Origin of the sequence: Amycolatopsis sp. VS8301801F10 (assembly GCF_046195355.1) — a bacterium.
In the GTDB taxonomy this organism is placed as follows: domain Bacteria; phylum Actinomycetota; class Actinomycetes; order Mycobacteriales; family Pseudonocardiaceae; genus Amycolatopsis.
Genome location: NZ_CP176065.1, coordinates 192133 through 205381 on the forward strand (window position 1 = coordinate 192133; position 13249 = coordinate 205381).

Here is a 13249-nt window from a genome sequence, read left to right on the forward strand (position 1 = left end):
ATGATCGTGACCGGCCCGTCGCCGCGCCATCCGTGCTACCACGTAACTTCGCTCACGGCCGCTCCCGCACCGGCGCGAACGAACCTCCCGGACCGGCCCCGGCCAGCAGCCGCTGATCCCGCAGGAAAGCAAGGAACTGGAGATACGTGCGCTCGGTGAACGCGCTCGCCGGCCAGATTTCGTCACCCGGCCGCAACGCGCCGCCAGCCATTCGGCGGTACCGCGCGTTGATGGCCTCCGAGACCCGAATGAATATTCCGACATCCCCGATCGACGCGATCCGCCGCGACACCGGCACCCCCTGAGCTTCCCCGGCGAGGAACCGGTCGAGGGTCGTGCTGGTGATGACCCGGGACAGATACCCGCCGAATTCGCGCCACGCCTGCTGCTCCGCCGGCGTGTACCCGGTGAGATTCCAGTTGGCCGGGTCGAGAATGCCGAGCACGCTGCCGAACATCTGCGCCACCACACTGCCGACGCCCTGTCCGATCGCGCCCGCCGTCTGCACTCCCGACGCCAGCCCGGCCGCGACCCGTTGCGTCCACGCCGCGATCGCCGGGGCCACCGTGTCCGTCACGCTCACGCCGTAACTCCCCGACGCTCGCGCACCCGCCTCGGCGCCGAGGCTGAACGCGGCCGCCACCCAGCCTTCCTCCCCCGAGAAAAGCCCAGTACTGACCGAAAAACCGACCCCGGCGAGCAGTTTCGCCGCGACGTTCACGCTCCCGCCCGCGTACGCCCCGGACACATTTCCCGCCCGGCCGGCCGGACCGAGCCGGAGCGCCAGGACGATCGCTTCACTGCCGCCCGCGGTCACGCCGATCCCGAGTTCGGCGTAGCCGATGACGTCGGTGGTCACCTCGCCGGACTCGAGGTTCACGAACACCATCGTGTCCTGCCCGGCCCCCGCCCCCACTACCGCACCGGCGTTGCCGGAGGCCCGCATCCCGACCGCCGCGCCGGTGATCGCCCACCCCAGCAACCTCAGCGGCGCGGACAGTAGAGAGACCGCGGTGCGCGCGGCTCCGAAAATCCGGTTGCCGCGGAGGTTCGTGACCACCACCCGGGCGTCGGGCTCGGCCTGCCGGGCGAGACCGGGCTCGCTGGCTCCGGAGACCGTTACCGGCCCGCCGCTGACGACCGCGTCCGCCGCTCCGTCCGCCGACCGTTCGAGCGCGTGCCCCGCGGCGGGTCCGCCGCCCCGGCGCTGCTGGACGACGTGCGCCAGCTCATGCGCGAGAGACCGCCTGCCCGAGGTCGTCTCCGGACGGTATTCCCCAGTACCGAAGACGATGCGCTCGCCCACCGTGTAAGCCTTCGCGCCCAGCCAGGCCGCCGACTCGGCCGCGCTCCGGTCCGAATACACCCGCACCTGGCTGAAGTCCTGGCCGAAGCGGCGCTCCATGAAGTGTCGAATGTCCGGTTCGAGAGGATTTCCGCCCGGCCTCGCCACGGGTTCGGGTGCGGCCGGTCCCGGCGCGGGCACCCGGACGTGCTGCTCCATCGAGGACCCTCCCGATCACTGGACCACTGGGGCAGTGTCAGCGGAATCCGTCACCGCGACGTCACCGTCTCGGCTTCTCTCCTCGGCAGCGGCGCATTTCGGCATATTCCTTTTTTGGCGTTACCGCGCGCGGTCTTGCACCCAGTGCGCCAGCCGCACCCGGGAGGTGAACCCGAGTTTGCGATAGACGTTGCGCAAATGCGTCTCCACCGTCCGCTCGCTGAGGAACAGCGCCGACGCGATGTCCGCGTTCGACAGCCCCTTGCCGACGAGCACGGCGATCTCCGATTCCCGCCGGGTGAGCGGCCCGGACCTCTGCACCGAATGCCCTCGCTTGACGATGCGCTCCGGCCAGGGCGTGCTCCCCGCCGCGGTGAACGCCGCCGTCGCCGCGGACGTCACCACCTCCGCCTCCGGCGGGTCCAGCAGCTCGGCCAGTTCCACTTCCGCTTGCGCGGCAAGCAGGTTCATCCCGAAGCCGCGCAGCACGGTCGCCGAACCACGCAGCCGGTCGACCGCCTCCGGCGCGTTCCCCCGGGCCGCGGCGGCGAATCCCTGCTGCCGGTCGGCGAGCGCGTGCAGCACCGGCGCGTTGGAGCCCGCCGCGCGGAGCAGGCCGACCACCCGGTCCGCTTCGGCGAGATCTCCCCGCTGCACCGCGGCGTATCCGGCGAAGGAAACCCGAAGGCAGTTCAGTTGCGTGTCGCCGAACGGCAGCGTGTCGGTCAGTGCCGGGGCCTGCGCCGCTACCCCGCGCCGCACCGCCAAGGCCGTCGCCGCCAGATCGAACGCATCCAGCATGTCGATCTGCGAAGGGTCGTAATGCCGGCGCGCGTCGGCCAGATCCGCCGCCGCCTCGTCGAGGTTCCCGCGTTCGGCGCGGACGAAAGCCCGCCCGGCGAGCGTTCGCCCCATCAGCCGGTCCTGCCCGACCCGGCGCGCCTCGGCGACCGCGCTGTCCATTTCAGACAGTGCGGTGCGCAGGTCGCCGGCGAAGTAGCGCGTGGTGGCGAGCATGGTCTGCAGGTAGCACGTGGCGGACGGAAGCCACTGCCGGACCGCCGGGGTGGTGCTGATGTCCGCGACCCGGATCGCCGTGACGAGGTCCCCGCGCAGGGTCGACAAACCGTTGAGCATCATCCGCGGCGCGAACGCGAGCCGCGGCCCTTCGTCGCCGCAGCGCAGTGCCAGCTCCAGCGCACTGCGCAATTCCACGACCGCCGTTTCGACGTCGCCCGCCAACGCCGCCAGCGCACCGGCCCCGAGATGCGCGACCGAATGCGCCGCCGGAGTGTCGCTTGTGGACGGAAGCGCGACGAGTTCCTGCGAAATCACCGCCAGTTCCGGGAAATCGCCGTGCCGCAGCGCGATGATCCAGTGGACCAGCAACCGCGTCGGCGGATCCGTGTCCGGACGCCGGCCGCTGGCCCGGGCCAGCCCGACCGCCGCGGGCAGGTTCCCGCGCTCGACCTCGAGCAACGCCTGAAGATGCCGCCACGCCCGCCGCCGTTCGGTGTCCTGCCCGCGCCGTTCGCTGAGCGCGACCGCGTCCTGCAGCAGTTCGGCGGCCTCGTCCAGCCGGCCACGGCCCTGTTGCAATCTCGCTAAATCGACAAGCAACGCCGGCACCGCGTCCGGACGCGCATCCCGCGCCCGCCGGAGCGCGGCGGCGAGATACTCGGCGGCTTCGTCCAAATCCCCGACGGTCAGCGCCCGGGCGCCCGCCGCGCTGAACGCCTCGATCGCCCGGTCCACCGGAACGCTGTCGCCGCCAGCCGCGTAGTGCGGGGCGGCCGCGACGGTGCGGTCGGCGCGGTGCAGCGCCGCCCCGATCGCCGCGTGCAGCGCCCTGCGCTCGGCGAGCAGAAGTTCGTGATAAACCGCCTCGGCGTAAAGAGGATGCGCCACTTGGTAAAGCGGCTCGACCGCCGACTGCTGCTCGACGACCAGCCGCCGCCCCACCAGCCGCCGCAACGTCGCGTGCAGTTCGGGCAGCCTCATTCCCGACACGTCGGCCAGCACCTCCGGACGACCGTGCGTCCCGGCGACCGCGACCACCTCCAGCAGCCGCCGGTCCACCTCGCCGAGCCGGCCGATCTGCTCCCGCACCACGTCCCGGATCACCTCGGGCAACGGCCCGCACATCCGGCTGGCGGCGAGATGCCGGGTGAGCGCGACGACGAACAACGCGACCCCCGACGCCCGCGACGTGACCGCACGCAGCAACGCGAGCGGCGGCGGCGTGCCGAGGACGTGCTGCACCAGATCGCGCACCGCCTGGTCGGTGAGCGGGGCGAGTTCGAGCAGCTGCCCCGCCGGATGCCGCCGGGTCGCCTCCGCCATCGCGTCGAGCGCCTCGTTGTCCACGCCGGAACGGAAACAGCCGATCACGAGCAGCGGCAGTTCCTCCGCGTTGCGCCCGAGGTAGTGCAGCAGTTCGATGGTCCCCCGATCAGCGCAATGCAGGTCGTCGACCACGAGCAGCACCGGACCGCGGGCAGTGAGCTGCCGGGTCGCCGCGAGCACCGCTTCGCACATCCGGGTGCGCTGCAGTCCCGGATCCCCGGCTTCAGGCGAAACCGGACGCAGATCGGGGAACAATGCGCCGAGATTACCGGGCTCCGGAGATAATCCGGCGGATTCACTCAGATGGCCGCGGAAAGCCTGGACGATCGGCGCGTACGAAAGGCCCGACAACAACGGGTCCGCCCGCCCCTCGACAATGGCGAATCCGTTGCCCCGAGCCGCCCCGATCGCCTCGGCGGCCAGCCGGGACTTGCCGATCCCCGGCTGCCCGCGCACCAGCACGACACCCCCGCGCCCACCCCCCGCGGCGTCAATCGCCCCTGCCAGCACAGCGAATTCGGCGTCCCGGCCGATCAGCGGAACGCCCGGTTCGGATCCTCGATACGAGCCGACCCCGCCTCTTCGCGGCAGGTCCGCACTCCCGGCCGGTGCTGCGTCCATTCGCCAGCCTCCCCGAACAAGTGCCCACGAAACCATACCTCCCGGGGACGGAGGCACCAGCGAATTTCTCGCAGAGGGAAATGGCGACCAGAATCTGGCCGCTGACCTGCGGAGGACGCATCCCGCACCACTCGGGCCAGGCGTCGCCCGCACAGCTGAGGACAATTCTCCGGAGGCGAGCAAAGGGGTGAATGGGGCCGCGGAGCAGTTCGGGCCATGGCAAAACCGCGCCCGTTCGGGGTGCCGGTTCGAGTGCACCGGACTCGGCGAGGGCGTACGAGGCGAGTGCTGGCCGCCCTCCAGAGCGGCGGATCCGCTCAGCTGGGGCTGAACCGGGAAACGGCGCGCACTCCCCCGCGCTGCCTGTACCGCCGCCGACCCACCAGCCACGCCGACACAACGCACACTGGCTAGCCCGCCGCTAAGCACCGCAGCGCCGAGACAAACGCGCACTCGCGAGCACTCGCCAGCGTTGCCTGCCCCACCAACGCCCGCCGACCCGCCACGCCGAAACAACGCACGCCAGCTAGCCCGCCACCAACCACCCGGCCCACACCAACCAGCCACCGCACCGAGACAAACGCGCACTCACGAGCGCTCGCCCGCATTGCCCGCCCCGCCACAGCCCTACCAGCGCCCGCCAAGCCAGCCCCACGCTGGCTAACTCCCTCGCACCGCCGCCCACCGCAGACCAACCGGCGGACGCCGCGCCGAGACGCCAACGCACCCTTCCCGCACCGCCAGCCCGCCCGCCGCAGAACCGCCAAGCCCGCATCCCGGCACCGCCGCCGCGAGACAGCCCCAAGCGCGCCCGTCAACGGCCCCAACCCCGCCGAGCGCTCCCCTCGCCACAACCCGGCAGCCAGCCGAGCAACCCCGGCTAGGGGGCGTCCGCCCCGGACGCCCCCTCCAGGTCACTCCACCAGCAGATCCTCGATCATGATCGGAATGCTCCGCACCCGGATCCCGGTCGCGTTGCACACCGCGTTCGCCACCGCGGCCGCCATGCCCACCGCGCCGATCTCGCCGACTCCGCGGGCTCCGACCGCGTTGTGCAGCGTGTCCGGGTACTCCACGAACTGGACGTCGATCTCCGGGATGTCGGCGTTGACCGGCAGCAGGTAGCTCGCGAAGTCCGCGTTGGCGGGGCGTCCGTTCGGCTCCACCTCCAGCCCCTCGTGCAGAGCCGCGGACACGCCCCAGATCATGCCGCCGGACAGCTGGCTCCGGGCCTGCGTCGGGTTGATGATCCGGCCGCCGTCGAAGACGCCCAGCATCCTCGACACCCGGACCTCGCGGGTCAGCCGGTGCACCCGGACCTCGCAGAACTGCGCGCCGAACGAGCTGAACGAGTGCTTCGTCATCTCCTCGCCGGGCGCGGAGGAACCCTTGGCGGACAAGGATTCCCGGCCGAGCGCACGCAGCAGCTCGCCGAACGGCATGGTGCCGCGGTTGCCGTGCAGCAGCCCTTCCGCGTACGTGACGACCTCGCCCTCGAACGGCGCGCCCGGTTCGGCGGCGAGCGCCACCAGTTCGTCGAGCAGTTCGGTGGCCGCGAGCATGATCGCGGTGCCGGTGCTCGCCGTCGCGGTCGAGCCGCCGGACATGCCGCCCGGCGCGAACCGGGAGTCGCCCAGGTGCGGGGTGACGCGGTCCGGGTCGATGTCGAGGGATTCGGCTCCGATCGTGGCCAGCACGGTGAGCAGCCCGGTGCCCGGGTCGGCCCCGCCGGTGGACACGTCCGCGGTCCCGTCCGCGTTGAGCTTGATCTCGACCGTCGCCGGGAAGCGCAGCCCGGGGAACATCGCGGTCGCGGTGCCCATGCCGACGAGCCAGTCCCCGTCGACGTGCCCGCGCGGCGACCGGTTCGCCCAGCCGAACCGCTGCGCCCCGATCTCGTAGCACTCGTCGAGATGCTTGCTCGACCACTGCAGATCGACGCCGGGAGGAGCGAGCGAACTGTTGCGCTTGCGCAGTTCGATCGGGTCCATCTCGAGCGCGATCGCGAGTTCGTCGATGGCGCTTTCGAGCGCGAACGACCCCGACGCCTCCCCGGGCGCGCGCATGAACGTGCCCGGCGGAATGTGCAGCGGCACCATTTTCTGGCTGATCGACAGGTTCTGCGTCGCGTACCACTCGCGCGAGGTGCCGTGCGACGTCGGCTCCACAAAGGACCGGCTCATCGACGTGGCCGACCAGGAATCGTGCTGCACGGCGATCAGCGTGCCGTCGCGGTCCGCGCCCAAGGCGATCTTCTGCACCGTGGCCGGCCGGTTCGCCGTCGCGGTGAACACCTGCTCGCGGGTGAGCGCGCATTTCACCGGACGGCCGAGCGCCTTGGCGGCGGCCGCGGCCAGCATCGCCGGCGCCGAGGTGCCCGCCTTGCCGCCGAACGCCCCGCCCACGTACGGGTTCACCGCGTGCACGGCCGACGGCTCGATGCCCAGCACCCCGGCCATTTCCATCGCCTGCAGGTAACTGGCCTGGTTTCCGCTGTAGAGCGTGAGTTCGCCGCCGTCCCACTTCGCGACCGCCGAATGCGGTTCCATCGCCGCGTGGTTCTGCGTCGCGGTGCGATAGGTCTCCGAAACGACCACGGGACTTTGCGCCAACGCGTCCGCAATGGACTCCACGCCGTCGGCGAGCACCTCGATCGACGGCTCGCTGCCCCGGCTCTCCGGGGCGTCCTCCGCGGTCGCGAGCCCGTCCTCCATCGACGTCAGCGCGGGCTTTTCCAGATAGGACACCTCGATCAGCCCGGCCGCGTCCCGCGCCTGTTCGAAGGTCTCCGCGACGACCAGGCCGATCGGCTGCCCGTAGAACACCACGTCCCGGTCGTGCAGCGGCAACCACACGTCGCCCATCAGCTGCGACTTGAACGGGTGCAGCTCGAGCGGGTCGAACGGGCTGTAGACCTGCACCACCCCGGGCGCGCTCTTCGCCGCGGTCACGTCCATCGCGGTGATCTCGCCGTGCGCGATCGTGCTGAGCACGAGGTACCCGTACAGCATGCCGGGGAACGTGCGGTCCAGCGCGTAATCGGCCTGGCCGGTCACTTTCCGCGGAGCGTCCAGCCGCGCGTTCATGCCCGGCTCCCTTCGGTCAGTTCGAGCAGCGCGCGGACGATCGTCCGCTTCAGCAGCGAAGGTTTGAACACGTTGCCGGACAACGGCTTCGCTCCCTCCGCGGCCACCGCGGCGGCCGCGGCGAAGGCATCTTCGGTCAGCTCCGCGCCGCGCAGTGCCTCTTCCACGGCGGGCAGCCGCCACGGCACCGTCCCGACTCCGCCTGCCGCCACGCGGGCGTCGGCGATCTTCCCGTCGCGCACGTCGAGCGCGACCGCCGCCGAGCACAGCGCGAACTCGTACGACTGCCGGTCGCGGATCTTGACGTACGTCGAGTTCTCCGCCCAGTCGAGCCGCGGAACGCGCACCTCGGTGATCAGCTCGCCGGGACGCAGGTCGTGCTCGATTTCCGGGGTGTCGCCGGGCTGCCGGTAGAAGTCGGTCAGCGCGACCGTCCGGGTGCCCTCGGCACTAGCTAGCACGACCTCCGCGTCGAGCGCGACCAGCGCGACCGCGACGTCGCTGGCATGCGTGGCCACGCACGAATCGCTGGTGCCGAAGATCGCGTGCATCCGGTTGACGCCGGCAATCGCCGAACAGCCGCTGCCCGGAGAACGCCGGTTGCACGGCATCGCGACATCGCGGAAGTACGAGCATCGCGTGCGCTGCATCAGGTTTCCGCCGATGCTCGCCATGTTCCGCAGCTGCTGCGACGCGCTCAGCAGCAGCGCGCGCGAGATCGCCGGGTACACGCCGGGATGCGCGGCGATGTCGCCCATCCGCTCCAGCGCGCCGAACCGCAGGCCTTCGGCGGTGTCGATGCCCCGCAGCGGCAGATCGTTGATGTCCAGCACCTTCTGCGGGGTGAGAACGTCGAGCTTCATCAGGTCGACGAGGGTGGTGCCGCCGGCGAGGTAGGTGCCCGCGCTGCCCAACGCGTCCTCGAGGGTGGCGGGCGCGGTCAGCTCAAACGGTCGCATCGGCCTGCCTCGCCTGCTCCACGGCGCGCACGATGTTCGGGTACGCCGAACACCGGCACAGATTGCCGGACATGAACTCGCGGACGTCGGACACGTCGTCGCGCACCGCGGCGACCGCCGACATCACCTGGCCGGACGTGCAGAACCCGCACTGCAGCGCGTCCTGGTCCACGAACGCCTGCTGCACCGGGTGCAGCTCGTCCTCAGTGGACAGTCCTTCGACGGTGGTGACGGGACCGCGCACGGCGGCGGCGAGCGTGAGGCAGGACAGCACCGGCTTGCCGTCGACGTGCACGGTGCAGGCTCCGCACTGCCCGCGGTCGCAGCCCTTCTTCGGGCCGGTGATGCCGAGCCGCTCGCGCAGCGCGTCCAGGAGGGTCACTCCCGGCTCGACGCCGAGCTGCTCGGTTCTTCCATTGACTTCAAGGGAAATGTCCACAGTAGGGTTCGCTTTCCCGCAGTCCGTCCGCGGCGGACGTCCTGCGGCGTGATGGTGGTGGTGACGGCCCTTCGGGAACACGAGCCGCCGGGGTAAACCGGATATTCATCCGCTTGGCTCGCTTTGACCGAGGCTAGCGGATTAGAATCCGCTACGCAACGAAGTGGAGCTACTCCAGGTCGTGCTGGAGCGGCTCCAGGTCAGGTCAAATCAGGTCAGGTCAGGTCAGGTCAGGCGAAGCAACGCGGGAGGCGCGATGCCGGTGAGCCCGCGGCGGGCGGACACCCGGCGCAACCACGAACGGATCCTGGCGGTGGCGGCGGAAACCGTGAGCCGCGCGGGAGAAGTGTCGTTCAACGCGGTCGCCAAGGAAGCGGGCGTCGGCGTCGGCACGGTGTACCGGCACTTCCCGACGCCGGAGTCGCTGGTGCTGGCCGTTTACGAACGCGAGGTGAACCAGCTCGTCGAGATCGTGCCCGAATTGCTCGCCAACCATTCCCCCGATCAGGCGTTGCGCGTCTGGATCGTGGACCACCTGGCGCACTACATGATGACGAAACGCGGGCTGGCCAACGCGTTGCGCGCGTCGCAGAGCGAACTGCCCACCCAGGCGTACGCCCGGATGCTCGACGCGCTGGACACCCTGCGCAAGGCGAACGCGGAAGCGGGCACGATCCGCCCGGACCTGAAGACGGAAACGCTGATGCGGGGCCTTGGCGGGCTGTTTTTCCTGAGCCCGCAAGGGGATTGGAAGACCGAGACGGAGGGGGTGGTGGACCTGGTGTGGCACGGGATGCGGATGGACTGACCGGTTTCCCGCCGGGGCAAGGATTTGCAGGCAGGCGTTCGGCACTGGCCACGGCGAACCGCGGTCACTCCGAAGTGGACAACACCTTCAGGTCGATCCCCGCCCGCTCGAAATGCCCCCTCGGATCCGGCACGAGCTTGCGCTTGTCCAGATCCATCAGCCCCAGCGTGCACTTGATCTCGGCGGACAGCGTTCCGTCCAGTTTGAGGATGCGCGAGGTCATCCAGAACACCTTGCCGTCGCCGAACGAGGCGTCGCAGGTCACGTCCACCACGTCGCCCGCGCGCAGTTCCCGCCGGTAGACGATGTTCGATTCGAGCAGCACCGGCGCCAGCCGCGATTCGTGCAGGGCGTCGCCGCCCGCCGCCTCGAAGACTTCCAGCCGCGCGACCTCGCCGTACGAGTGGTACACGGCGTGGTTCAGGTGGCCCAGCGTGTCGAGTTCGTAGTGGCGCACCTTGATCCGGGTGCGGAACGGTTCGCGGTCGGTCACGACGTCCAGGCTAGTTGTCGTAGAAGAGTTCCTCGACCACGGCATGCGCGTGCCTCGTCACACGGCGGTAGGCGTCGAGGAACTCGCCGGGGTCGTCGTCCACCGAGTAGCCGAACACTCGCGCCACCGCGGCCAGGTCGCGGCCGGTGCCGGGCACCTCGTCCGCCGCCTTGCCGCGCACCAGCATCGTCGCGTTCCGCACGCGCGTGGCCAGCAGCCACGCCTCACGCAGCGAGTCCGCCGCTTCCGCTGAGGCGAGACCGGCCTCGGCCAGGGCGGTCAGCGCGTCCAGCGTCGACGTCGTCCGCAGGCCAGGCACCTCGTGCGCGTGCTGCAGCTGCAGAAGCTGGACAGTCCACTCGACGTCGGCGAGCCCGCCCCGGCCGAGCTTCGTGTGCCGCGTCGGGTCGGCGCCGCGCGGAAGCCGTTCGGTCTCCACCCGGGCCTTGATCCGCCGGATCTCGCGCGCGTCGGTCGGGCCGAGCCCGCCTTCCGGATAACGCAGCGGGTCGATCATCTCGATGAACCGCTGGCCAAGCTCGTCGTCGCCGGCGACGAACCGGGCCCGCAGCAAGGCCTGCGACTCCCACACCTCGCCCCAGCGCTGGTAGTACGCCCGGTACGACTCCAGCGTCCGCACCAGCGGCCCGCTGCGCCCTTCCGGCCGGAGATCGGCGTCGACGATCAGCGCCGGGTCCGCGCTCGGCGCGCCCAGGATCTTCCGCACGGTCTCCGCGACCGACGAAGCGAACCGCACCGCCTCGGCGTCCGAAACCCCTTCGGCGGGCTCGCAGACGAAAAGCACGTCGGCGTCCGAGCCGTAGCCCAGTTCCGCCCCGCCAAGCCGCCCCATGCCGATGACCGCGATCGTCGCCGGAGTGCGCCCCAGCTCAGCCTGCCGTTGCCGATAAGCCGCCGACAACGCGCCCTGCAGCACCGCCACCCACACGCTCGACAGCGCTTCGCAGACCGACGGAACATCCAGCAGTCCCAACAAATCCGCGCACGCGACGCGAAGCAGCTCATGCCGACGCAGCGACCGCGCAGCGGTGACCGCCGCACTCAACCCGGGTTGACGGCGTACGGCCGCCCGAAGCGACGTCGCCACTTCGGCTGGCGTACGTCCGGTCAACCGAGCCGGATCTCCCAGCAGCTGCAGCACTTCCGGCGCGCGCACGAGCAGATCCGGGACCAGGTGCGACGTCCCGAGCAAGAACGCCAGCCGTTCGACGACAGTGCCCTCGTCACGCAGCACCCGCAGGTACCACGGCGTGTCCTGCAGCGCCTCGGACACCTTGCGATACGAGAGCAGCCCACCGTCCGGATCCGGCGTATCGGCCAAGCAGTCCAGCAACACCGGCAGCAGCGCCTGCTGAATCGCCGCGCGCCGCGACACCCCGGAGGTCAACGCCTTGATGTGCTGCAGAGCCCCTTCCGGCGCGGCGTACCCGAGCGCGGCGAGCCGGCTGGCGGCCTGTTTCGTGGTGAGCCGCAACGCTTCCGTCGGCACATTCGCCACCGACTGCAGCAGCGGACGGTAGAAAACCTTCTCGTGCAGCCGCCGAATTCCCTGTGCGTGACGGCGGAACTCGGCAAGCAGCGCCTCGCCCTGGCTACGCCCACGCACCGGCCGAATGCCACACGCGCGCGCGAGAATCCGCAGCTCATCGGTGTCCGACGCAGCGGGGAACAGGTGTGTCCTCCGCAACCGACGCAACTGCAGCCGGTGCTCGACGGTGCGCAGGAACTCGTACGACGAACCCATTTCCGCCGCGTCCGCGCGGCCGACGTACCCGCCGTCGCCGAGCGCGGCCAACGCCTCCAAAGTGGACGGCGAGCGCAACGCGGGATCCACCCGGCCGTGCACGAGTTGCAGCAGCTGCACGGCGAATTCGACATCCCGCAGCCCGCCGCGGCCCAGCTTCAGCTCGCGCTCGAGATGCTCCGACGCGACGTGTTCCTCCACTCGCCGGCGCATCTGCTGGACCTCGGTCACGAAGTTGTCGCGGTCCGCTGCCGACCACACCATCGGCGCGACCATCTCCGCGTACTGCCGGCCCAGCTCGGCGTCGCCGGCCACCGGACGCGCCTTCAGCAACGCCTGGAACTCCCAGGTCTTCGCCCACTTCTGGTAGTACGCGGTGTGCCCTTCGAGCGTGCGCACCAACGCGCCGCTCTTGCCTTCCGGCCGCAACGCCGCGTCGACCTCGAAGCACGCGTTGCCGACCAGCCGCATCATCGTGCTGGCCAGCCGGGTCGCGACGGCAAGGTCGCCGGCCCCGACGAAAATGACGTCGACGTCGCTCACGTAGTTCAGCTCGCGGCCGCCGGTCTTGCCCATCGCGATCACCGCGAGCGAGCCTTCGGCGGACGCGCCGACCTCCTGCTCGGCGACCACGAGCCCGGCCTGCAGCGCAGCCTCGGCGAGCGTCGTCAGTTCGCTGGCCACATCCCGGAACTGCGGGTGTTCCAGCCCGGGTTCGACGAGGTGCCCGAGGTCAGCGGCGGCGATGCCGAGCAGCAGCCCGCGGTAGCCGGCCCGCAGCGCGTGTTCGGCAGCGGTCCTGGTGAGGTACGTCCCGTCGTCCTGGCGAACGCGCTCGAGCAGCCGCTCGGCGAACTTCGCCGGGTCCGTGCAGCGGTTGTCCGCGAGACAGCGCCACTCGCCCGGATTGGCGACGAGGAAGTCCGCCAGCGCGGTGGAAGTGCCGAGCACGCCCAGAAGGCGACCGCGGAAGGTGCGGTTCTCGCGGAGCGTGCTGTCCAGCTCAGGCCAACCGGGTTCGTCGGCCTCGCGGATGCGGTCGAGCCCGGCCAGCGCGAGGTCCGGATCCGCGGCCCGGGAAAGAGCGAGAAGGACATCGGCGGCGCCCTCGGCCGGTCCGCCTTCGGTCCACCAGCCCGCCGCGCGCAGTTGACCGTCGGCCCGGGTGTCGGTGAAGCCGTACCTGGCCGCCGAAGCTGTGGTCCGCGCGCGCTCTGCCATCGCTCAC

8 protein-coding genes are annotated in these 13249 nt (G+C 70.7%); 1 reads left to right on the top strand and 7 read right to left on the bottom strand.

Annotation, left to right across the window (positions count from 1 at the left end):
- Window positions 1–52: 52 nt before the first annotated feature.
- From F9C11_RS00925 to F9C11_RS00945, 5 genes are all read right to left on the bottom strand, one after another.
- Window positions 53–1504: a DUF4157 domain-containing protein gene (locus tag F9C11_RS00925; RefSeq protein ID WP_409183064.1), complete on the bottom strand. Its 1452-nt coding sequence runs from the start codon at window positions 1502–1504 to the stop codon at window positions 53–55.
- 120 nt (window positions 1505–1624) lie between these two features.
- On the bottom strand, window positions 1625–4471 hold the full coding sequence (locus F9C11_RS00930) for an AAA family ATPase (RefSeq protein ID WP_409183065.1): 2847 nt from the start codon (window positions 4469–4471) through the stop codon (window positions 1625–1627).
- A gap of 914 nt (window positions 4472–5385) precedes the next feature.
- Window positions 5386–7557 (bottom strand): xanthine dehydrogenase family protein molybdopterin-binding subunit, encoded by a 2172-nt coding sequence (locus F9C11_RS00935; RefSeq protein WP_409183066.1) that lies wholly within the window; start codon window positions 7555–7557, stop codon window positions 5386–5388.
- Window positions 7554–8516 (bottom strand): FAD binding domain-containing protein, encoded by a 963-nt coding sequence (locus F9C11_RS00940; RefSeq protein WP_409183067.1) that lies wholly within the window; start codon window positions 8514–8516, stop codon window positions 7554–7556. The genes F9C11_RS00935 and F9C11_RS00940 overlap by 4 nt, the downstream gene beginning before the upstream one ends.
- Window positions 8503–8955 (bottom strand): (2Fe-2S)-binding protein, encoded by a 453-nt coding sequence (locus F9C11_RS00945; protein ID WP_037712534.1) that lies wholly within the window; start codon window positions 8953–8955, stop codon window positions 8503–8505. Before F9C11_RS00945 ends, F9C11_RS00940 begins: the two co-directional genes overlap by 14 nt.
- 256 nt (window positions 8956–9211) lie before the next feature.
- Between F9C11_RS00945 and F9C11_RS00950 the strand changes: the two genes are divergently transcribed.
- Window positions 9212–9763, top strand: a complete 552-nt coding sequence (locus F9C11_RS00950; RefSeq protein ID WP_409183068.1) for a TetR/AcrR family transcriptional regulator — start codon at window positions 9212–9214, stop codon at window positions 9761–9763.
- Between the two features lie 64 nt (window positions 9764–9827).
- On the opposite strand, the gene F9C11_RS00955 is transcribed toward F9C11_RS00950, so the two are convergent.
- Window positions 9828–10256, bottom strand: coding sequence for an acyl-CoA thioesterase (locus tag F9C11_RS00955; protein WP_409183069.1), 429 nt, complete (start codon window positions 10254–10256; stop codon window positions 9828–9830).
- A 10-nt stretch (window positions 10257–10266) separates the two neighbouring features.
- Window positions 10267–13242 carry a bifunctional [glutamine synthetase] adenylyltransferase/[glutamine synthetase]-adenylyl-L-tyrosine phosphorylase gene (locus tag F9C11_RS00960; RefSeq protein ID WP_409183070.1) on the bottom strand — a complete coding sequence of 992 codons (2976 nt, stop codon included), beginning with the start codon at window positions 13240–13242 and terminating at the stop codon, window positions 10267–10269.
- Between the last annotated feature and the right edge of the window lie 7 nt (window positions 13243–13249).